Here is a 21,942-nt window from a genome sequence, read left to right on the forward strand (position 1 = left end):
CACCGGCACAGGCCGCACCCGATGGACGATGCGCTGGAAACCAGTACTCAACGCCTTCGCCATCACCTTCGGTGACCGCTGGCCGGGAGCCGAAACCTACTGATCAACAACGCCGGACACACCGATCACGACACAGACCCCCCTTTCTGAATCCATGCTCCGTTTCACCAGCTGACTATCGGCAGGTGAGGTTGATGATCATTGGGAGCGCTTCAGCAGGATGGGAGCTACGACGCAGATCAGGCCGCTCGCGGCGAACAGCAAGCCAATCGGTAGCGCCAGGTGTGTCAGGTCGTGCGTCCACATCGCGTCCGGGTGAATAACTGCCGCGTGTGGCAGGTTGGTAGCCGAGCCGAGGGCACCGGTTGCCCAGCGGGTGGGGAAGGCTAGTGAGAGCCAAGTGAGTACTTGACCGAAACCGGAGGGCTCGCCGAGGGGCAGCACTATACCGCAGAGTACGACGGAGCCGCCGGACAGTGCTGACATGGCACCGACTGCCTGCTCAGTGGTCGAGGACAGGCAGCTGATCAACAGCCCAATGGTCATCGAGCACAACGTTAGGCTTGCCAGGGCCGCGCCGATCTCGAGCCATGCTGGCAGGCCGGTGATCGTGTTCTCCTGGAGGCTGGAACCGGTGCACAACACCGCCGTCGCGACTGCCGCCTGGGCCAGGGCGGGGAAGCCTCTGCTGATCGCGCGCGACAACACCACGGCCAAGTAGGGGACTCCCCATCGCCGTTCCCGTCGTATCACCTCCCTGTCGTTGACTACTGACGTCAGGGACAGGGCCATCGCGAGCAGCGACAGACAAATGCAGGTCACGGCCAGCGCGGTGCCCAGGTCAGGGTTGGGGTCGGTGGGAGACCCGGTGAGGCCGCGCGGGTTGGACCAGACCGCCAGGAGGGCCGCTGCTGCCGGGCCGATCACGGCGAGGGCCGCCAGCAGTGGCTTGCGCAGCCACACGCGGAGGAACTCGCGCTTCAGGCTGATCGACAGGACGTGCGGCAGCGGCTGCGTGCGCCCGGCCCGAAAGCCGTGCCGGCGGGAGGCGCGGCGATCGGATGGCTTCTCCTGCTGCGACGCACGCTGCCCCGCGCGCAGGGCGTCCATGACATCGGCCGCGGACCGTGCGTCGAACGCGGCGAGCAGGTCGTCCGGGTTGCCTGTGTAGCCAACTGTGGCGGGTGTCCGTACGGTGGTGCCGCCGGTCGCGATGGCCAGTACCGTTGACGCCTCGCTCAGGTGCGTCATCGCATGGGTCACGACGATGACGGCGCACCCGTTCCGTGCGACATCCGCCAGGTCCCGCATCAGGGCTCGGTCGAGGCCTTCGTCCAGTCCGGACGTCGGCTCGTCGAGGATCAGCAACAGCGGCCTGCTGAGCAGTTCGACGGCGATGCTGAGCCGCCGGCGCTGGCCACCGGACAATGTGGCCACGTGTTGTCGCGTATGTGAATCCAGGTGTAGCCGCCGTAACACGTCGTTGATGTTCGTCGTCAGCTCGCCGGTCGGCGCGTCTGCAGCGAACCGGATGTGCGCGGCGTGGTGCATGGTCTGCTCGACTGTGAGTTCGTCGAGCAGCGGCGATCCCTGCGGGACGAAGCTGACCAGCGCGGGGTTCAGCGGGCGACCGTCGCCGAGCGGTACATCGTCCACCGACGCCCAGCCGGACTCGACGACCGCCTCGCCGAGCAGTCCGGCGCACAGCGTCGACTTTCCGGCGCCGGAGGGACCGATGACGGCCAGCATCCCGCCCTTGGGCATGGTGACCGAGATGTCCCGCATGGTCGGTGCGTCCGCCCTGTGATGCCGGACGGTGAGACCGGACAGGACAAGTGAGGGTGGTGCCGGCAGGCTCTCGTAGCTGAGCACGCCATCCGGCAGGACGCGGAACATGTTGTGTCCCACAAGGAAGGTTTCACCGGGGAACACCGGTGCGCGGAGCACCGGCCTGCCGTCGACGAACGTGCCGGTGCCTGCGTTGAGATCGCGGACCACGACGCCGGACGTGTGTCGCCGCACCACCGTGTGTCGCAGAGCGACGTCCATCCCTTCCACCTGGATGTCGGCGCCACCGCCGCGTCGGCCGATCGTCACCGGAGAACCGCCCAGCCTGGCCTGGTTCGGCGCGATGGCGGGGAGAACGGGCGCGTGCGTGGGCGCACCGACCTCCGCGAGCATGCGGAGACGGTGTGTGCCCACGGTCAGCTCGAGGGTCAGCGTGCCCGGCTCGTCCAGTGACGCCGCGATGCGCTCGCTCGATCCGTGCGGCGTCACCAGGGTGTTGTTCACCACGAGCCTGCTGCCCGGTTCGAGCACGTACAGGCGCCAACCTGCCGCGTAGCGGAACCTTGCCCACCGGGCCGGACCGTCACTGACTCGGATGTCGGCGCCGCGGTCGCTGCCGAGAACCGTTGCCTTGTCCGGAGAGATCCGGTGTCGCACGCCATCCACTAGCACGACGAGCGGGGGAACCGGAGCCATCGCCACCTCCTGCAATCTTCCCTGTGTATCGCCGGTGTGGCCCCGAGCGCGACATTTGCGCCGAAATCCGGCCGAGTGAAACGGTCACGCTCGGTCGCACGATCACTCGTTTGCTCGATTGATTTGGAGGCGTCGTGATCGGCTTTCAGAATGTCTCGGTAGAAGGGCAACCGTCCACTCACCGGGTTTGGCAGTTCTACATCGTGTGTGATGTGTCCCGGTCGATGTGGAACGCGGAGGAATGGCCAGACGAGAAGGCCTCGCCGCTGTACATAATGAACGAGTCCCTCGGTCTTATGCTCGAGACGCTCGCCGACGATATCGAGGCGTCGGCGATCGGCCGGGTCGCCGTGATCACCTTCGGCGACAACGCGACGACTCACTACCCGCTCACCCAGATCGACAAACCGCATCGTCTGGATCCACTGCCCAAGGGGAACTGGACGGACTACGCTGCGGTGTGGGAGCACCTGAACGACACTGTTCGGACCGATGTGACCGAATTGCAGAGCAAGCAGTACCTCCCCAAACAGCCGGTGATCTTCTTCATCACCGACGGCAACGCGATCGTGCAAGGCAGGCCCCAGCCCATCGAGAAATGGTCCGCCGCCAGGGACAAGCTGTGTTCGCCGGATTTTGCGGCACGGCCCCGGGTGGTGGCGCTCGGCATGGGCGCTGTCGACCGGGCGGTCGTGCGGGCGCTCCGGTCGGTCGACCCGCCCGGGGCAGCGTACCTGGCCAACCCGGGAGAGCCGGCGAGCACACTGCTCGACGCGATCATCAAGGTCATCATCGTGTCGATCACCCGGTCAGCGGCTCGGAACGCGTTCACCTTTCCGACCCCGGTCGGGATGACCAGACTCGATGGCGACGGGCGGTAGCGGTGGCGGCCAGACAATCCCGCCGCGCGGATCAGACGGGCGTCCCGATGAAGAAACCCGCGCGCGCCTGGTTTCGGATGCCGAGGATTTTCCGTCGGCGTTCCGAAGTACCTCGAGTGGAGATCGCGGCGGCGACCGTCCCCCGTCTGGCCGCCGGCCAGGCAGCGGTCCCGGACGTCGCGGCGCATCGGCGTCGCATCGGTCCAGTCAACGTCGTTGTCGCCTCGGTGATAGGCCAGCGCCACCTGCTGGACGGAGAACTACGCGAAGACGGCTACGCGCTGGCGGTGAGCCACGACCAGACCGCCTGTGTGGTGGCGGTCGCGGACGGGGTCGGTTCCTCGGTGAACGCGCACGAGGCCGCGGCTGTGGCGTCCAGCACCGTGGTGGCGAGCGCGATGCGCTGGATCGCGGACCGGGGCACGGGTTGGGAGGACCACTCGGCCCGACTGGTCCGTGATGCCAGTGAGGCTGTGCGCGGGGTGCGAGATCACGGAGACCGGCGCGCGGAAACTGCGTCGGGGAAGACCGCCCCACCCGCGTCCACTTTGACGGTCGCGGTGCTGATGACCTCGAACGAGGGCACCGAGGTGTGTTGGCTTGCCTACGGCGACTCGGCGGCACTTGTGCTGTCCGTCAGGACGCGACAGTGGCGTTGGTTGTCGACCCGGGACGAGATGCGGGTAGCCCTGACGCGTGCGTTGCCGGGCGAGCCCTCGTTTCGGGAGCACGGAACCCTGCGTTTGGGCCGCGACGACGTTCTGGTGCTCGCGACGGATGGAGTGGCCGAGCCGATCGAGCACATGCCGGAACCGTTCGCCACGGCGATCATCGCCGCGGTGACCGAGGAGATGTCCGCGGCGAAGTTCGCGACCCTGTTGGATTTCGACATGGCCGGCATGGTCGATGATCGAACGATACTGGCCATCTGGCACCCAGGGCTGAGTCAGGCATCGTGACATGGACGGCCGCATCCGTGTGCCGGTGACCCGTCTGCATCACCTTGCCGAGGGCCGCTTCCCAACCGGTGGCCAGTCGTCCGCAGTGAGTTGGGTGCGCGCGCCGTCCGGAGAAGTGCTGCTGTACAAGAGGTATCTTCCATCAGCGCTGTTCGACGACTCGCTGGACAGGCTGGAGCGGCTGGTTGCCTGGCGACAAGCGCTGCCCCCGGAGGAACAGGCCATTCTGGACGAGCGCGTCGCATGGGTCCGCCACGTTGTCGTGGACGGCAGCCGGCCGACGGGCGTGCTGGTAGCCCCGGCGACGGATCCCTTCTGGCGTCTCGACAAGGACAACAGGGCCGTGCCTCGTGACATGGCTGGCCTGACTCTGCCGCCGGACGGGGCGGAGCGGCGGGCACGGGACTTCTTCAGTATTCCCCAGACGATCGCACGGCTCGGACACCTTCTGCGCACGCTGTCCTTTCTGCACGGGAAGGGAATCGCGGTCGGCGACCTCCGGCTGCAGAACACCCTCGTCACCCGGCTCGGTTCAGCACCAGCTACGTACCTGATCGACTGCGACGCGGCCATCCTGCACGGCGTGCCCGCCCTACGGCCAGCCGAAGCGGAGACAATGCGGCCGGACGATATCGACGACTGGCCAGACGTGCTTGACAAGCGCACAGACTGCGTGAAGTTCGCGTTGCTGGCCGCCGCCTGCATCGGCAAGAACGCGGCACTGATGGCGGTAACCGACGACGTGAGCGAGCACCTGATCGCGGCAAACGCGGACGTGCTCCGCATGTTCCGGCAGGGGACGGATCGAACGGTGTCGGCGGCCCTACACCAGACCATGGCCGATACCTGGCGGGGCTACGTCTCGGCCGCAGGCAGAGAACGGAAGAGGTGCGCGAACCGGCCGACCTTCGAGCCCTGGACCGGTGTGACGTCCAGCTCCCACGAGAAACCGGCGACCAGCCCCACACACGAGTTCCAGCCGATCCTGCCGTCCCCACGCCGTCCTGGGGTTCCCGCTCGGCCCAGAGCGCCGCGAACACGAGCACCGGCCACCCGCACTCCCGCACCTACGCAACCGGACTACAGCGTCATCCAATCCGTCGTGGTGCCCGTCGTGGTGGTTCTCATGATGGCACTGTTCTTCATCATCATCGGGGAATTTCGGTGACCGCATTCAACGAGCTCGCCAAACCCCGTTCCGGACACGACCGAGATTAGCCGCTGCTGCCAGTGAGTCCCTGACACAACATGGTGCTGGCGGAGGCCTGCGTGCGAGAAGTTATGTCTGTGGCTACAACAGCGCGGAACACTTGAGGACGGGCGCAGCCATTGATCTTCACGCACCGCAGAGGTCGTATGTCCCGTCGTTGTGTTGCATCGCGTACTCGTCGCAGAGGTAGGGGTTTCCTGGACCGTCCGGGTCGTCTGGTCCGCCGCCTGAGCTGATCAACGTGTGTTCGTCGTTGCGGGCGAGGGTGAACGTCTCTGCTGGCAGGTAGCCGGAGTCCGAGTACTCGTAGTCGGTCACGGGCGATCCGTCGTCAGTGGTGTACCAGACCTCGACGAAGCTGCCCTGCAGCGTCTCGCCAACCCCAGCGGTGAAGGCGATGGTGGCGTTGCCACTGCACCGTCGTGTCTCCGACGTGGACGACGTGCACGGTCCGCCGTTCCACGTCAGCAGGCCGGTGCCGTCGGCGTTGATGTCCAGTTGGGACCCGTGAACGGCCCAGTGACCGACGAACGGGAGTTTCCCGGTGGCGTTCGTGCGCGGGAAGAGGCTCACGGTGAACGCCGAGCGCGGCAGCGCGAGGGTTGTGACCACGTCGGCGATCGTGAAGGTGGCCTCGGCGAGCACGAGATAGCGGGTGAGTGCCTTTTTCGCCAGGTTGGCTACGCGGAACACCATGCCGGACATCTTCTGCCACACCGCCGCCGGGAGCAGTTTCCTCAGTACCTGGATCACGGTCTCCGGCTGCTCCACGACGCACCGGGCGAGCGACGCGAGCCCTTGGGCGAGACCCGCAGCGCTGCTGTCATCGACGACCCGCGCGCCCATGCTTTCCAGACACGCGCCCATCAGGACGAAGTCCCAGCCCCGGGAGCCCTCGTCGAGCACGTCCGAGACGGCCTTGCTGGTCAGGCCCAGCACCATCGTGGTCGGGCTGAACATCCCGGCCACCTCGACCGGGGAACGGGTTCCGAGGGTGGCCCGACTGAACCCGAGGTCGACCTCCTGCCCCGGCGGGAGAATCCAAGTCCGGACCGCGTCCGCGGGCGGCACCCCGAGGTACTCGACGACGTGGGTCAGCAGGTTCGGCGCCCACGACTCCATCTCCTTGCCGACGAAGCTCTGCCACGCCCAGTCAGGCACCACGGGCGCGGTGACCAGCAACGCACCACCGCGATTGTTGACCACCTTGACCACGGCCAGGTCGGGCTTGTTCGGGTCGCCGCCAACGCAGACCAGCATGGGCGCGTTGCGATCATCTAGGAAAATCGCGTCGGACAGCCACTCCGGACGCGCACCCGGACAGTCCGGCGAGTCGGACCGCTGACCGAAGAACTTGCCGACCGCGTTGCTCGCGACCGACGGGAGGTCCACCAGCCACTGGAAGAAGCTCAGGTGCGGCACCTCGACGGTGCCGGTCCGCCGGTCCGCGCTCATCGTCGCCGGGATCACCGTCGCCGGCGTGACCCGCTCGGTGACCTGCCCAGCACCGTAAGCCTCGCCGTCACCCGTGTCGTCCACGAGGTAGAGGATCTGGTCGGCGGCCAACGCCTGGTCTTGGCGCCACGTGAACGTCCACGGCAGGGAAGGCTGGCCACTGGACAATCGCAACACGGCCGCCGCCAACGGGGTGCTCCCCACCGGCCCGCCAGGATCCCGCGGAAACGCCACCGTCAACGTCGAGTCCACCCGGACACCACCCGCGGGAATATGCACCGTCCACCGCGCATCGACACGCACGTCCGTCGGCCGATCCGCTGGCACATCAACACGGCCGGCCTGAACCGCGGATGGCCGCCCGGCCACCGACGCGTCCAACAGCCCCAGCCGCGACGCGCCCACCACACCAGCCACCACAGTCACAGCCACCGCGACGGCAACCCAAGCTACCCGCGGCGACAGCATCGACCACTCCAGCCTCTTCAACTACCAGAACAGTCAAGGAGTCGTCTCACTCACAGCCACCGTTACCGGTACGCGACTGCTGCGGTCACGCAGCGAGCACACGCTCATGCCTATGAGCAATTTCGGTCCTTCAAAGTGACAAAACGATAGCCGCATAGCTGGCAGGTTGTGTGACACTGACGACGAGGAGATCGAGTAGCGGGTGAAGAAGACACTCGAAGCCGCGCCGAAGCTCATCTTACCTCTACGCCAATCCATCGGTCATCGTGTGAGACAAAATCCCAAGCCAAGACATATCATCTCGCATTAAGCATGAATTAGAAATGGGATCGACAGAGCATCATTCTCGACCAACGTTGACGCGAGTCTACCGACGAATGACACGGTCAGAATCGAACCAAGCGGCCATCAGGGTTACGCTCCGCTATCAATGGACCGGACCATTCACGCCGAGGGATTGCCTTATTGGGTCACTCCCGACTCGGTCATGCCACGGATCCATGCCACGCAAAGCAAACCAGGCCGTCTCCCGGAGGAAACGGCCTGGTCAGAGTGTGTAGCCCCGACGGGATTTGAACCCGCGCTACCGCCTTGAGAGGGCGGCGTCCTAGGCCGCTAGACGACGGGGCCGCGACCAGAGAGAACCTTATCAGAAACGATTTTGTTCTCTCTGCTGGGGTACCAGGACTCGAACCTAGACTAACTGAACCAGAATCAGTCGTGCTGCCAATTACACCATACCCCAACGCTGCCGGGCAGTGTCCCGCTCAGCAGCACCGGAGAAGATGTTAGACCACGCCCTGGCGGCAGCGGTAATCGGCCCCTTCGGACAGGACCAGGGAAGGTGTCCGGTACTCGCTGACCAGCAGTTCGGGCAGGTCAGCCATGCTCTCGATGGTCTGGATACCCGGCTCATGGCTCACGCCTGCCCGGTTGCGGGCCAGCCACACTCCGTGTAGGCCCGCGTCGCGGGCGCCTCTGGCGTCCGTCTCCAGTAGGTCGCCCACATGCATGGTCTCCGACGGAGGGACGCCCAGGCGGTCACACGCCGTGTGGAAAATCACTGGATCGGGTTTGGCGGCGCCCAGTTCGCCCGCTATGACCAGTGTGTCGAAGAAGCGGGAGATGCCGAGACCGTTCAGCTTCGCTTGCTGGTGCCGGCCGGACGCGTTGGTGACGGCCGCCAGCCTGAAGCCCGCGGCCCGCAGCCAGTCGAGGCACGGCAGGGCGTCGGCGAACAGGCACCATGTCATCCGGAGCTGGGTGCATCTGCGCTCTTCCAGTACAGCCACCAGGTCGTCATCGAGCAGGGCGCCCATGTCGGCGAAGAACGCCTTCGTCCTGGCCTTGTGCATCGCGTCGTACGGGAGTTCGCCGGACACGACCCGTGCCACGTGTTCGTCGGTCGTGCGTTGCCAGCGGGGCCACATGTCGTCGCGGCCGATCAGGTCGCTCAGGGCTCGTCTGGCGGAGCTGGTGAAGTCTACGAGCGTGTCGTCGATATCCAGGCAGACCGCCCGAATCCGCGGGGGCTGGTGCTCGGCCGCCAGCTCCGTCGAGCGTGAGCGGTCGGCGGCAGCGGGGAACGGCACGAGCCCAAAGGTCATCAGCAGAGGTTAGGCCGCCCGGGGCATCCTCCGATTCGGCTATAGAGGTGATTGTTTGCGTTCTGACACGATTAAGAGAAGACCGCTCCAGCGCACGCCGATTAAGCTGTATCGCCCGTCGCGAGTGAAGCGTTACGGAACTGTCAGGATCGTGATGTACGCAGCCTTGCCAACGTGCGGTCCCGGCCGAGCAGCTCCAGTGACTCGTACAGCGGCGGCGACACCGTCCGCCCACTCACCGCGACCCGCACCGGGGCGAACGCCTTCCTCGGCTTGAGGCCCAGTCCGTCGATCAACGCGGCCTTCAACGCCTCCTCGATCGCGGGGGCCGTCCAGTCGCCGACGCCTTCCAGCGCGGCGATGCTCGCGTCCAGGACTGGTACGGCGTCCGGGCCGAGCGTCTTCGCGGCCGACTCCGGCTCCGGTGCGAACTCCTCCTCGGGCACGAACAGGAAACGCACCATCGCCACGGCGTCGGACAGCACCGTGACCCGTTCCCGCACGAGCGGGGAAATGGCGCGCAGCGTCGCGAGGTCGGGTTCCGACGGCCGTTCCGGCAGAATCTTCGCCGAAACCAGGTGCGGCACCACCCGTGCGGCGAAATCCTCGTCGGTGAGCCGGCGGATGTGCTCGGCGTTGATCGCCTCCGCCTTCTTCAGGTCGAAGCGCGCGGAGTTCGAGCTCACTTTCGAGATGTCGAAGGCCGCGACCATCTCCGCCATCGTGAAGATGTCGCGGTCCTCGGCGATCGACCAGCCGAGCAGCGCGAGGTAGTTCAGCATGCCCTCGCGGACGAAACCACGGTCCCGGTAATGGGCCAGGTTCAACTGCGGGTCACGCTTCGACAGTTTCTTGTTGCCCTCGCCGCGAACCAGCGGCAGGTGCGCGAACCGCGGGGTGAATGTCGTCACGCCGATCCGCCGCAGCGCCTCGTAGAGCGCGATCTGCCGCGGCGTCGACGGCAGCAAATCCTCGCCTCGCAGCACGTGTGTGATCCGCATCAGCGCGTCGTCGACCGGGTTGGTCAGCGTGTAGAGCGGGGTGCCGTTCCCTCGCACCAGCACGGGGTCCGGCACGCTACCGACCCTGAACGAGATCTCGCCGCGTACCAGGTCGGTGAACGTGATGTCGTGGTTGGGCATCCGCAGGCGCAGCACAGGCTCGCGGCCCTCGGTCCGGAACGCGGACCGCTGGGCGTCGGTCAACGCCCGGTCCGCGTTGTCGTAGCCCAGCTTCGGGTCCTCGCCGGCCTCGCGCCGCCGTGTCTCGATCTCCTCCGGCGTCGAGAACGACTCGTACAGCTCCCCCGCCTCGAGCAGCCGTCGGGCGACGTCGGCATAGATCTCACCGCGCCGGCTCTGCCGGTACGGCTCGTCCGGGCCGCCCACCTCGGGTCCCTCGTCCCAGTCGATGTCCAACCACCGCAAGGCATCCAGGAGCGCGCGGTAGCTCTCCTCGGTGTCCCGTGCTGCGTCGGTGTCCTCGATGCGGAACACCAGCGTGCCGCCGTGGTGACGGGCGAAGGCCCAGTTGAACAGCACGGTGCGAGCCAGGCCGACGTGCGGCGTACCCGTCGGTGACGGGCAGAAGCGGGCGCGGACCTGGGCGGATTCGGTAGCCATGACCCGTTCAGCGTATCCGGCTTGACCGCGCCTGCCCGGTAGGTGCATCCTGAACTTATTCAACACGAGATGAATTGATCTGAAGGAGCCATCATGACCACGACGGAACGCACCACGTGTCTCGTCGCCGGTGGCGGTCCCGCGGGGATGGTGCTGGGGCTGCTGCTGGCGCGGGCCGGCGTCGAGGTGACCGTGCTGGAGAAGCACGCCGACTTCCTGCGGGACTTCCGCGGCGACACCGTGCACCCGACGACCCTCGACCTGCTCGACGAGCTGGGGCTGGGTGAGGCGTTCGCGAGGCTGCCGCAGAGCCATGTCCAGCAGGTCGGGCTGCCGACCGCGGAGGGTGTCGTGCGGTTCGGCGACTTCACGCAGCTGAAGGGTCCGCACAACTACATCGCGATGGTGCCGCAGTGGGACCTGCTCGACCTGCTCGCGGACGCGGCCAAACAGGAGTCGACCTTCACTCTCCGCATGGAAACCGAAGCCGTCGACCTGGTGAGGGAACACGGTCGGGTGGTGGGCGTGAAGTACCGCACGGCGGCCGGTGAGACCGGTGAGATCCGCGCGGACCTCACCGTCGCCTCGGACGGCCGGCACTCGGCGTTGCGGAAGGCGGCGAACCTGCGGGTGCTCGACTTCCCCACACCGATGGACGTGTGGTGGTTCCGGCTGCCGCGCGAGGAGAGCGACCCGCGGGGCGTGGTCGGCGCGATGAGCAGCTCACGCGCGGTGATCCTGTTGGACCGCAACGACTACTGGCAGACCGCGACGCTGATCCGCAAGGGCTCGGACGCGCGGCAGCGCAGGCAGCCGGTGTCCGCGATGGTCGCGAGCATCGCCGAGGTGGTGCCGTTCCTCGCGGACCGGGTCGACGCGGTGAAGTCGTGGGACGAGGTGAAGCTGCTCGACGTCCGCGTGGACCGGGTGAGCCGCTGGTACCAGGACGGCCTGCTGCTCATTGGTGACGCGGCGCACGCGATGTCACCCGTTGGTGGCGTCGGCATCAACCTGGCGGTGCAGGACGCGGTCGCCACCGCCCGACTGCTCGCGAAGCCGCTGCTGGACGGCACGGTCACCACCCGCGACCTGACGAAGGTGCAGCGGCGCCGGATGCTGCCGACGCTGGCCACCCAGGGCGCACAACGGTTCCTGCACAAGCGGGTGCTGCGTCCGGCACTGGCCGGCAAGATCGAGATCGCGCGGGCCACGAAGCTGCCGCTCCCGGTACGCGTCATGAAGCGGTTCCCGTGGTTCCGCCGCATCCCGGCGTACGTCGTGGGCCGCGGCATCCGCCCAGAACACGCCCCCGCCTTCGCCCGCCGCTAGTGCGGTGTCCACCGCGCCAGTGTCCCGCGCCGGGAATGCGGTGATCAAGTCGGTGGATCCAGGTTTCTGCTGGCAAGGCGCCGGTTCGCCCTCGTACTGGGTCGTACTTGGGCGAACCGGCAACGCCGCCAGCAGGAAGCTGGGCCGCCGAATTAGATGCCTGATTTCCGGCGCGGAACACTAGCACTCGATGACGTTCACCGCGAGACCGCCGCGTGCTGTTTCCTTGTACTTGACCTTCATGTCCGCGCCGGTCTCGCGCATCGTCTTGATCACCTTGTCGAGGGTCACCACGTGGGTGCCGTCGCCGCGCAGTGCCATCCGGGCGGCGTTGATCGCCTTGACCGAGGCCATCGCGTTGCGTTCGATGCACGGGATCTGCACGAGGCCGCCCACGGGGTCGCAGGTCAGGCCGAGGTTGTGCTCCATGCCGATCTCCGCGGCGTTCTCGACCTGTTCCGGCGTGCCGCCGAGCACCTCGCACAGCGCGCCGGCGGCCATCGAGCACGCCGAGCCGACCTCGCCCTGGCAGCCGACCTCGGCGCCGGAGATCGACGCGGTCTCCTTGTAGATCACGCCGATCGCGCCGGCGGTGAGCAGGAACCGGACCGCGCCCTCTTCGGTCGCACCGGGCACGAACCGCGCGTAGTAGTGCAGTACCGAGGCGATGATGCCGGCGGCCCCGTTCGTGGGCGCGGTCACCACCCGTCCACCGGAGGCGTTCTCCTCGTTCACCGCGAGGGCGAACAGGTTCACCCAGTCCATGACCCGCAGCGGGTCCGTGGAGAACGTGTCGGCGGTCAGGTGCTCGTACATCTCGCGGGCGCGGCGGCGGACCTTGAGACCACCGGGCAGCGTGCCGTCCTGGGTGTAGCCGCGGCGGACGCACTCCTGCATGACGTCCCAGATGTGGGAAAGCCCCTTCCTGATCTCGTCGGCCGGCCGCCACGCGGTCTCGTTGGCGAGCATGACCTCGCTGACGGGCAGGCCGGTGGCGCGGCAGTGCGCGAGCAGCTCGTCGCCGGTGCGGAAGGGGTAGGCGACGGGGGTGTCGTCGACCTTGATGCGGTCGGCGCCCTGGGCGGCCTCGTCGACGACGAAGCCGCCACCGACCGAGTAGTAGGTGCGCTTGCGCAGTGACACGCCGCCGGCGTCGAACGCCTCGAACGTCATCCCGTTCGGATGGAACGGCAGGCTGCGGCGACGGTGGAGCACGAGCGAGTCGTCGTCGAAGTCGATCTCGTGCCGGCCGAGGAGCGTGAGGCGGCGGGCGGACCTGATCTTCTCGACCCGCTCGGCGATGGTGCCGGTGTCGACGGTCTCGGGCTGCTCGCCCTCGAGCCCGAGGAGGACGGCGGGGCCGCTGCCGTGGCCGTGGCCGGTGGCGCCGAGGGACCCGAAGAGCTCGGCCCGGACGGTGGCGACGCCGGTGAGCAGCCCGTCGTCGGCAAGGCCCATGGCGAAGATCCGCGCGGCCCGCATGGGGCCGACGGTATGTGAGCTCGACGGTCCGATGCCGACCGAGAACAGGTCGAACACACTGATGGCCATCGAACCTCCGTGCCGTGGGCATGCCTACCTGGCCATGGTAGGTCGCCAGGCACACGCGCCGGACCGGCCGACCGGATTCCCGGTCGGCCGGTCCGCCCCCGACATCAACAACTCGCTCACCTGTCGTACCGCGCCGACCACCGGGCGGCAACTCGGGACCGGTCAGGCGCAGGTCACGACTGGTCTGTCCGGTCTCGTGCCGTCGGTCAGGAAGGCCGTCACCGCCGCGTCGCCGCAGGCGTTGCCGTTCTCCAGGTAGGCGTCGTGACCGCCGGAGTCGGTGACGAACATGCGGGCGCCGAGTGCCTCGCGCATTCGCAGCGCGCCGGCGAGCGGGGTGGCGGGGTCCCGGCGGTTCTGGATCATCACGATGTTCGACCGGCCGTGGGCGTTCACCCTGGTCGCCGGCTCGGTCGGGCGGTACGGCCAGAACGCGCACGGCCGGATGTTCACCGGCATGCCACCCGTCAGCGGGTAGGCCGCCCGGTTCCGCGCCACGTCGCCGGCGTAGTCGTGAGACGGACCAGGCCAGGCCACGTCGTTGCACCCCGTCGCGTTCAGCACCGCCAGCATGTTCGCCCAGCTCGGTGGCACCGCCGGGATCGGCGGCGCCGGCGTCCCGGTGTTCGCCGCGCGGAGGAACACCGCCAGCCGCGGGAACGCCGCGTCCGCGTACAGCGTGTTGAACATGAGCGCACGCAGCGTGTTGCCCGTCAGGTCCGGCCGCGGCCGCTCGTCCAGCGTCGCGGTCAGGCGGAGGTAGGTGTCCCGCACCTCCCCGGGAGTCGTGCCAAGGCCGTACTCGGTGGCACGAGCCGCGGCCCACGCGGCGAAGTCCGGGAACCGGTCCTCGGCGCCGAGTGCGAAGTTCGCCATCCAGCCGCGTGCCACCCGCCGCGGATCCGGATCGTCGTTGCTGTCCAGCACCACCCGGTCCGTGCGGGACGAGAACATCGTCGCGTACACCGCGCCCACATAGGTCCCGTACGACGTGCCCCAGTACGACACGCGCCGCTCCCCCAGCGCCTGCCGGATCCGGTCGATGTCCCTCGCCTCGTCGCGGGTCGTGATGTGGCGGACCAGCGGGCCGCCGTTGCGCACACACGCGTCGGCCATTCGCCGCGCCTGCTCGGTCGACTCCGTGACGTCCCCACCCGGCCCCGGCCATGGCAGGAACATCACCGGGTCCAGGTCCCGCGGTTCGAAACCGCAGTCCACGGGTGTGCTGGCGCCGACACCGCGCGGGTCGAAGCCGATCAGGTCGTACCGGTCCCGGACCTCGTGCGGCAGGCGGAGTCCATGCGTGGTCGGCCGCGCGAGCCCCGCACCGCCGGGACCGCCCGGGACCAGGAGGAGCACTCCCCTGCGCAGGCCGGGCCTGGCCGTGCTGATCCGTGACACGGCCAGCGAGATCTGCTCGCCGCCGGGCCGCCGGTAGTCGAGTGGGACACGGAGAGTCGCGCACTCCTGCCTCGGGTCCAGCGCCACGCCGGTCGCCGGACAGGCGCCCCACGCCGGCCCGGCTCCGGTTCTTCGGTCCGGCTCGGCCTCGGCGGGTGTCGCCAGCAGGGCAATGGAAAGCCCGGTGATGAGAAGGATTCTTCGCATGCGCCAAGGATTCCGGCGCGGGAGATGGGGGGACATACGGCTGGCCGCAGCAACGCGGGTGGGGGCAGCCCCACCATCGACGCCCTCTAGGAACTGGAACGTGTTTCAGTTAGCCTCATGGCATGATTGCCACGGTGGTGTGGGGCACGGGCAACGTAGGCCGTGCCGCCGTTCGGGCCGTTGCGGCCAATCCCGCGCTGGAGCTCGCCGCCGTGGTCGTGCACGACCCGGCCAAGGTCGGGCGCGACGCGGGTACGCTTGCCGATCTCGGCCATGAACTCGGTGTCGCGGCAACGGATGACCTGGACGCCGTGTTCGCCGCGGACCCCAGGGCGGTGGTGTACGCGGCCTCCGGCGACATCCGGTTCGACGACGCGCTCGCCGATGTCGTGCGCGCGGTGCGCGCCGGCGCTGCGGTCGTCACGCCAGCCCTCTACCCGCTCTACGACCAACGGAACGCACCCCGGGAACTACGAGAACCTGTTCTAGACGCCATTGCCAAGGGTGGCGGCTCGCTGTTCGTCTCCGGCGTGGATCCCGGGTGGGGCAACGACATCCTGCCGGTCCTCGTCAGCGGGCTCGGGTCCACTGTGGACGTCGTCCGCTGCCAGGAGATCTTCGACTACTCCACCTACGAGCAGCCCGACTCCGTCCGGTACCTCGTCGGCATGGGCCAGCCCATGGATTACGACCCGCCGATGCTGATGACCGGCGTGCCCGCCATGGTCTGGGGCGGCCAGGTCCGCCTGATCGCCCGCGCCCTCGGCGTCGAGGTCGACGAGGTCCGCGAGACGCTCGACCGGCGCCCGCTCGAGAACGACGTCACCACGAGGACGATGGGCGAGTTCGCCCGGGGAGCCCAGGGCGCGGTCCGGTTCGAGGTCCAGGGCATCGTCGACGGCGAGCCGCGGATCGTGATCGAGCACGTGACCCGCATCCACCCCTCCTGCGCGCCCGACTGGCCGCAGCCGCCGAGCGGCGCCGGCGCCCACCGGGTGATCATCGAGGGCCGCCCACGCATCGAGGTCACCGTAGAGGCGAGTGACGAGGGCGCGAACCGCTCGGCCGGCGGGAACGCCACCGCCGCGGGCCGCCTGGTCAACGCCATCCCGTGGCTCGTCGACGCCAAACCCGGCCTCTACGACGCGCTCGACGTCCCCATCAACCCCGGCCGGCTCAGGAGAAGGTAATGCACGTCGACATCCCGGAAGGCAAGGACCCGATCGGTTACGTGTGGGGCGAGATGGTGCCCGGCATCGGGGTCGCCGCCGCCAAGTTCTCCCTCGCCGTGTACTCCGACAGCACCCTCGGACTACGCGAGTTCGAGGCCGCCCGGTTGCGGATCGCGCAGGTCAACGGGTGCCTGTTCTGCCAGGACTGGCGCACCGAGCGGGACGGCCAGAAGGTCGAGCCCGGCTTCGAGGACGCCGTCACGAACTGGCGCACCACCGACGCGTTCGACGACCGCACCCGACTGGCCGCCGAGTACGCCGAGCGTTACGCCACCGACCACCACAACCTCGACGACGAGTTCTGGGACCGTATCAAGGCGCACTACAGCCAGACCGAGATCGTGGAACTGACCATGAGCATCGGCTCGTGGCTGGCCTTCGGCCGGTTGAACCGCGTTCTCGGTCTGGACAGTGCCTGCGTGCTGCCGTCGCTCACAGATCGGTAGTGATGATCTTCTCGATGTTCCGCTCGGCCAGGGCGGTGATCGTGACGAACGGGTTCACGCTCGTGTTGCCCGGAATGAGCGAGCCGTCCATCACGTACAGACCCGAGTAACCCAGCAGCCGGCCGTAGTTGTCGGTCGCCTTGTTGAGCACCGCCCCACCGAGAGGGTGGTACGTCAGGTGGTCGCCCCAGATCTTGTACGTGCCGAACAGGTCCGTGCGGTAGATCGTGCCCTCGGTCGAGTTGATCTTGTCGAAGATGGTCTTCGCCATGTCGATCCCGGCCTGCTTCCAGGCCGTCTGCCAGCTCAGGTCCACGCGGTTCGCCGCGGCGTTCCACGTGAACTGGGCACGGTTGGGGTTCTTCGTGATCGACAGGTAGAACGACGCCCACGTCTCGATCCCGGTCGGCAGCGGCGCCACCTCCGCGAAGGCCCCACCGGCCGCCCAGTTGTCGATGCCGGCGGTCGGGATGGAGGTCTGCACGGAACCGGTCGGGTCCCAGAGGTGGTTGGCCCGGCCGACCATGACGTTGCCGTTGTCGCCCCAACCCTTGCCGATCTCGCCGTTGAGGTTCGGCAGGGCCCCGGTCGCCTTCAGCTTGGTCAACAGCTTGCTCGTGCCGACGCTGCCGGCCGCGAAGAACACCCGGTCGGCCAGCACGGTCTTGGTCGCGGCCACCGAGCCGTCGGTGTTCAGCTGCTCGATGACCACGCTGTAGCTGGCACCGGACGGCCTGACCGAGGTGACCCGGTGCAGTGTCGAGATCTGCACGCGTCCCGTGGCGCGAGCCCTTGCCAGGTAGGTCTTCTGGAGCGACTTCTTGCCGTAGTTGTTGCCGTACAGGATCTCTCCGTCGACCGCGGACTTCGGGGCGGTCCCGGCGGCCTCCTGCTTCATGTAGTTCATGTCGTACACGTTGGGCACGAGTGTGAACGCGAAACCCGACCGCTGGGCGTGTTTGCGGCCGACACGCGCGTACTGGTAGCAGTCGACGGTCTCCCACCACGCCGGGTCGACGTTGTTGACGCCCAACTCGGCGTTGGCACGCGGGTAGTACGTCGAGTACATCTCGTCCGCGTTGACGGACGGCAGGATCGTCGGGAAGTTCTCCCGTTTCGGCGTGACGGCCATGCCGCCGTTGACGAGCGAGCCGCCGCCGACGCCGCGGCCCTGGTAGACGATGATGCCGGCGAACTCCTCCGCGTCGAGGATGCCCGTGTACTTCGGCACGTCCTTGTCGATCGGGAAGCCGAGGAAGTTGCTGATCGGCTGCTTCGTCCTGGTACGCAGCCAGTACGAGCGGTTGTCGGGACTCTTGGTGTTGGCGAAGATCTTGCCGTCGGAGCCCGGGGTGTCCCAGGCCATGCCCATCTCGACCATCTGGACGTTGATGCCCGCCTGGGCGAGCCGCAACGCCGTGACCGAGCCGCCATAGCCGGTGCCGATGACGAGCACCGGCACGTGGGCACCGTCTCCGATCGCCGCGGCGGCTCGGCCAGCGAGCGCAGCGGTGGCGAGAATAGAACTCGTTCCTACAAGGAAGGACCTGCGGGTTAAGTGGCTAGGAACCTTGGCAGACATCGTTGTCTTGGTCATATGAGCTTCCTCACACGCACAGGGATTAGAACAAGTTATACGTAGGAAGCTCGATCAAGTCACTAGTTACTTCAGGGTAACTTTCGGCGGAACTCCTCTTCCGGGGCGACCCACACCGTGCCGCTGGACCGAGCCCGTCCTCGCCTCGGGTCGAGCCCGTCCTCGCCTCGGGTCGAGCCGAGCCGTCGAGTGATAGCGTGCCGGCCATGACACGACGGGCCATCCTCAGTGGCTCCACGTTCGAGCGGCAGATCGGTTACGCCAGGGCGGTGGTCGACGGCGACCACGTGTACGTGTCCGGCACGACCGGCTTCGACTACCCGACGATGACGATCTCCGACGACGTGGTCGAGCAGGCCGAACAGTGCCTGCGCAACATCGGGGCGGCACTGTCCGAGGCGGGCTGCACGTTCGCCGACGTCGTGCGGGTGCGTTACCTGCTCCCCGACCGGGACGACTTCGAGCCGTGCTGGCCCGTGCTGCGCCGCCACTTCGGCGAGGTCCTGCCGGCGGCGACCGTGCTCATGTGCGGTCTCGCGGACCCGCGGATGAAGATCGAGATCGAGGTGGACGCACGCCGTCGACCGTGACGCCGCGGGTTTCGAGGAAAGCCAGGAAGTCCGCCGCGTCGAAGGCCTGCGCCGGCGCGAGCAGCCCCGGCGCGGCGCCGTCGGCGACCAGCCGGCGGGCGGCCTCGACCGCGGTCACCGCGGTGGTCCCGTACGTGTCGGCGCCGTGGACGACGCCGCGTGCCCGCCCCTCGTCGCCCACCGCCTCGACGGCGATGATCCACCGGCCGGCCCGGCGGTGGGACTCGGCCGGTCCTTCGGGCAGCTGCTCGACGAGTTCCGGGGTGACACCGGCGAACCCGGCGACCAGCTCGGGCCGGGCGACGCCCTCGACCCGGCCCGCCGCCACGTGGTGCGGCACCGTGACCACGGCCGGCAGCGGGAACTTCACGACCGGCACCGCCGCGCCGAGGAACGCCATCGTCGTGCGCCGGGCCGGGAGGTCCGGGTCCCAGCGGCCGTCCGCGTAGCCGAGGCCGCCGGCGGTGAACGTGTCGAGGTTGGCCAGCGCCGAGCGCAGGGTGCCGCGTGACGGCGCCCCGCCCCCGCGCACCAGGTCCAGGCCGATGACCAGCTCCCGCACGGAGCCGACCCGCCCGGCGACGAGGTGCGCGAGCAGGTCGCTGGGCAGCCCGTCGTCGTTGACGCCCGGCACCGCGCTCACGTCCGGCCCCGGTCCCTCGAACAGCCGCGCGAGGTAGGTCTGCTCCCCAGCGATGTCGACGTAGTGGCAGCTCGCGGCGTCGGCGGCCCGCAGGACCGGCTCACCGAGCAGGCTGAACGGACCGGCGCAGTTGATCACGGCAGCGCAGCCGCGGAACGCCCGCACGAGCGCGGCGTGTTCGAGCGGCGCCTGCCTGACCTCGGCGTCGGCCACCCGCTGTAGGCGTTCGGCGTCCCGTCCCACGAGCACCGCGCCGATGCCCCGGTGCGCCAGCTCGGCGACGACGAGCCGGCCGGTGAAGCCGCTCGCCCCGTACACGGCAATCTTCATGCCTCGGCACGCTACGGTCGTTGAACGAGACGATCCATGCGCAATCATCTCCGCTGTACATGTGATCGTCTCGTCTCGTGTATGTTCGCTGACGTGGACGTGGTCAGCGATGTGATCTCCGCGATGCGCCTCGGCAAGCCGCACTCCACGCGGACCGAGCGGCGGGCGCCCTGGGCGGTGCGGCACGAGCCCTTCGCGGGCGCCGGTTTCCACCTCGTCCTCGAAGGCACCTGCTGGCTGACCACACCGGACGGCACCCGGATCGAGCTCCGCGCCGGCGACGTCGCGTTCCTCCCGCACGGCGGCGCACACGCCCTCGCCGGCGACCCCACGGCACCCACCGAGGTGCCGCCGGTGCCACTCACCGCCCCGAGCGACGATCCCGACAACGACACGGGCCCGCGCACGGTCATGCTCTGCGGCGCGTACCTCATGGACCGGTCGTGGCCACATCCGTTGCTGCGTGAGCTGCCCGACCTCGTGCACCTGCCGGGCGGACTCGGCCGGCACCAGTCGCTCCGCGGCGCCGTCGAGTTGCTGGCCACCGAGCTTGCCTGGCCCCGGCTGGGACGCGACGCGGTGGTGCCGGCGCTGCTGGATGCCTTGCTGCTGTACATGATCCGCGCATGGCTGGAGGACCAGCCGGAGGGCAGCGGCTGGACGACCGCGGTGCGTGACCCGGCCGTCCGCACGGCCCTGCTGGGCATCCACAGCACCCCGGGTCGGCAGTGGACGGTCGCGTCACTCGGCGAGCTGGCCGGACTGTCGAGAGCGGCGTTCGCCAGACGGTTCACGTCCCTGGTGGGCCAGCCACCGCTCGGGTACCTGACCTGGTGGCGAATGATCCTCGCCGCCCGCCTGCTCCGCGCCTCCGACGCTCCGCTTCGGTCGGTGGCCGCACAGGTCGGCTACACCTCGGAGTTCGCGTTCGGCGCGGCGTTCAAACGGCAGCACGGGCTGACCCCCGGCGCCTACCGGCGAAAGGGAACGACATGACCATCCTCGTCACCGGCGCCCACGGCAACATCGGCCGCCGCCTCGTCGCGACGCTCACCGCGGCCGGGCACGACGTCCGCGGCTCCGCCAGGAACGGCACCGCGGACGTGCGGCTGGACATCACGAACCCGCTCGACGCCGCCGAGGCGTTACGGGACGTCGACACGATGTTCCTGTACCCGACCCGCGGCAACGTCGACGACTTCCTGGCGGCGGCAAGGAAAGTCCGGCACGTGGTGCTGCTGTCGTCCCCCGCCGCGTACGAGGCGGGCGAGTACGACCGTCCCATCGGGATCGTGCATCGCGCGATGGAGGACGCCGTCGCGCGTGCGGGGCTGAGCCACACGGTGCTGTACCCGAGCTGGCTTGCCACGAACGCGATCCGCGACTGGGCGCCCCGAATCCGCGAGCAGGGCCGGCTGGGCATCGCCCACCCGGACGCGCGCGTCTCGCCCATCCATCCCGACGACATCGCCGAGGTGGCCGCGGACCTGCTCACCCGCGACCGCCACCGCGGCAGGATGGTCGTGCTGACCGGCCCGGAGTCGTTGCGGCTACGGGACATCGTCGCCGTCCTCGGGGACGTGCTCGGCCGGCCCGTGCCAGTGGACGCGCTCACCCGTGAGGAAGCGCTGGCCCAGAGCGGGCTCCCGCCGGCCGTCCTGGAGGTTCTGCTGGAGGTCATGGCGGCGGCGGTCGACGTTCCCGCGCCGGTCAACAACAACGTCGAACGGATCACCGGCCACCCGGCACGCCCGTTCCGCGAATGGGCACTCGCGAACCGGGCGGCGTTCTAGGGCGTGTCCCGTGGATCATGGAACGGGGTCTTTGAGCCAGATCCGGATGGAGGCGACGTCGATGGTGGCCTGGTACATGAAGTCACGCTTGTCGTAACGGGTGGCCACGGCCCGGAACCCCTTGAGCTTGTTGATAC

At 68.3% G+C, this 21,942-nt stretch carries 17 protein-coding genes and 2 tRNA genes; 9 read left to right on the top strand and 10 right to left on the bottom strand.

What is annotated here, in order from left to right:
* Positions 1-198: 198 nt before the first annotated feature.
* Positions 199-2,181 (bottom strand): ATP-binding cassette domain-containing protein, encoded by a 1,983-nt coding sequence (locus tag VET29_RS41710; protein ID WP_324932301.1) that lies wholly within the window; start codon positions 2,179-2,181, stop codon positions 199-201.
* A gap of 437 nt (positions 2,182-2,618) precedes the next feature.
* Here VET29_RS41710 and VET29_RS41715 point away from each other — a divergent pair, with 437 nt between their 5' ends.
* The 3 genes from VET29_RS41715 to VET29_RS41725 are packed head-to-tail and all read left to right on the top strand — an operon-like array spanning position 2,619 to position 5,492.
* Complete coding sequence (locus VET29_RS41715) at positions 2,619-3,365, top strand: vWA domain-containing protein (RefSeq protein WP_324932303.1); 747 nt, start codon at positions 2,619-2,621, stop codon at positions 3,363-3,365.
* Positions 3,366-3,367: 2 nt separating this feature from the next.
* Positions 3,368-4,324, top strand: coding sequence for a protein phosphatase 2C domain-containing protein (locus VET29_RS41720; RefSeq protein ID WP_324932306.1), 957 nt, complete (start codon positions 3,368-3,370; stop codon positions 4,322-4,324).
* A 1-nt stretch (position 4,325) separates the two neighbouring features.
* Entirely contained in the window at positions 4,326-5,492 is a 1,167-nt protein-coding gene (locus VET29_RS41725) for a hypothetical protein (protein WP_324932309.1), read from the top strand.
* A gap of 168 nt (positions 5,493-5,660) precedes the next feature.
* On the opposite strand, the gene VET29_RS41730 is transcribed toward VET29_RS41725, so the two are convergent.
* The 5 genes from VET29_RS41730 to gltX all read right to left on the bottom strand — a co-directional run bounded on the left by VET29_RS41730 (position 5,661) and on the right by gltX (position 10,686).
* Complete coding sequence (locus tag VET29_RS41730; RefSeq protein ID WP_324932311.1) at positions 5,661-7,241, bottom strand: hypothetical protein; 1,581 nt, start codon at positions 7,239-7,241, stop codon at positions 5,661-5,663.
* A gap of 773 nt (positions 7,242-8,014) precedes the next feature.
* Positions 8,015-8,087, bottom strand: a tRNA-Glu gene (locus VET29_RS41735).
* A gap of 43 nt (positions 8,088-8,130) precedes the next feature.
* A tRNA-Gln gene (locus tag VET29_RS41740) sits at positions 8,131-8,202 on the bottom strand.
* A gap of 43 nt (positions 8,203-8,245) precedes the next feature.
* A complete protein-coding gene (locus VET29_RS41745; protein WP_324932314.1) occupies positions 8,246-9,064 on the bottom strand; it encodes an HAD family hydrolase in 819 nt (272 codons plus the stop codon).
* Positions 9,065-9,207: 143 nt separating this feature from the next.
* Positions 9,208-10,686, bottom strand: coding sequence for a glutamate--tRNA ligase (gene gltX / locus VET29_RS41750; RefSeq protein ID WP_324932317.1), 1,479 nt, complete (start codon positions 10,684-10,686; stop codon positions 9,208-9,210).
* 93 nt (positions 10,687-10,779) lie between these two features.
* On the opposite strand from gltX, the gene VET29_RS41755 reads away from it, so the two are divergent.
* Positions 10,780-12,015, top strand: a complete 1,236-nt coding sequence (locus VET29_RS41755) for an FAD-dependent oxidoreductase (protein ID WP_324932320.1) — start codon at positions 10,780-10,782, stop codon at positions 12,013-12,015.
* A gap of 180 nt (positions 12,016-12,195) precedes the next feature.
* Here VET29_RS41755 and VET29_RS41760 read toward each other — a convergent pair whose 3' ends face one another.
* Together VET29_RS41760 and VET29_RS41765 are read right to left on the bottom strand one after the other, a co-directional pair.
* Positions 12,196-13,566, bottom strand: a complete 1,371-nt coding sequence (locus tag VET29_RS41760; protein ID WP_324932323.1) for an L-serine ammonia-lyase — start codon at positions 13,564-13,566, stop codon at positions 12,196-12,198.
* A gap of 162 nt (positions 13,567-13,728) precedes the next feature.
* Positions 13,729-15,174 carry an alpha/beta hydrolase gene (locus tag VET29_RS41765; RefSeq protein ID WP_324932326.1) on the bottom strand — a complete coding sequence of 482 codons (1,446 nt, stop codon included), beginning with the start codon at positions 15,172-15,174 and terminating at the stop codon, positions 13,729-13,731.
* Between the two features lie 122 nt (positions 15,175-15,296).
* Here VET29_RS41765 and VET29_RS41770 point away from each other — a divergent pair, with 122 nt between their 5' ends.
* The gene (locus tag VET29_RS41770; protein ID WP_324932328.1) at positions 15,297-16,364 is read left to right on the top strand and encodes a dihydrodipicolinate reductase; all 1,068 of its coding nucleotides are present in this window, start codon (positions 15,297-15,299) and stop codon (positions 16,362-16,364) included.
* A complete protein-coding gene (locus VET29_RS41775) occupies positions 16,364-16,852 on the top strand; it encodes a carboxymuconolactone decarboxylase family protein (protein ID WP_324932330.1) in 489 nt (162 codons plus the stop codon). The genes VET29_RS41770 and VET29_RS41775 overlap by 1 nt, the downstream gene beginning before the upstream one ends.
* On the opposite strand, the gene VET29_RS41780 is transcribed toward VET29_RS41775, so the two are convergent.
* Complete coding sequence (locus tag VET29_RS41780; protein ID WP_414636753.1) at positions 16,839-18,314, bottom strand: GMC oxidoreductase; 1,476 nt, start codon at positions 18,312-18,314, stop codon at positions 16,839-16,841. The two genes, VET29_RS41775 and VET29_RS41780, sit on opposite strands and share 14 nt — an antisense overlap.
* 341 nt (positions 18,315-18,655) lie before the next feature.
* Here VET29_RS41780 and VET29_RS41785 point away from each other — a divergent pair, with 341 nt between their 5' ends.
* A complete protein-coding gene (locus VET29_RS41785; protein WP_324932333.1) occupies positions 18,656-19,039 on the top strand; it encodes a RidA family protein in 384 nt (127 codons plus the stop codon).
* On the opposite strand, the gene VET29_RS41790 is transcribed toward VET29_RS41785, so the two are convergent.
* The gene (locus tag VET29_RS41790) at positions 18,972-20,012 is read right to left on the bottom strand and encodes a saccharopine dehydrogenase family protein (RefSeq protein WP_324932336.1); all 1,041 of its coding nucleotides are present in this window, start codon (positions 20,010-20,012) and stop codon (positions 18,972-18,974) included. The two genes, VET29_RS41785 and VET29_RS41790, sit on opposite strands and share 68 nt — an antisense overlap.
* An 81-nt stretch (positions 20,013-20,093) precedes the next feature.
* Between VET29_RS41790 and VET29_RS41795 the strand changes: the two genes are divergently transcribed.
* Positions 20,094-21,008, top strand: a complete 915-nt coding sequence (locus VET29_RS41795) for an AraC family transcriptional regulator (protein ID WP_324932339.1) — start codon at positions 20,094-20,096, stop codon at positions 21,006-21,008.
* Entirely contained in the window at positions 21,005-21,805 is an 801-nt protein-coding gene (locus VET29_RS41800; protein WP_324932342.1) for an NAD(P)H-binding protein, read from the top strand. Before VET29_RS41795 ends, VET29_RS41800 begins: the two co-directional genes overlap by 4 nt.
* Positions 21,806-21,942 lie beyond the last annotated feature (137 nt).

Origin of the sequence: Actinophytocola sp. (genome assembly GCF_035634895.1) — a bacterium.
In the GTDB taxonomy this organism is placed as follows: Bacteria; Actinomycetota; Actinomycetes; order Mycobacteriales; family Pseudonocardiaceae; genus Actinophytocola.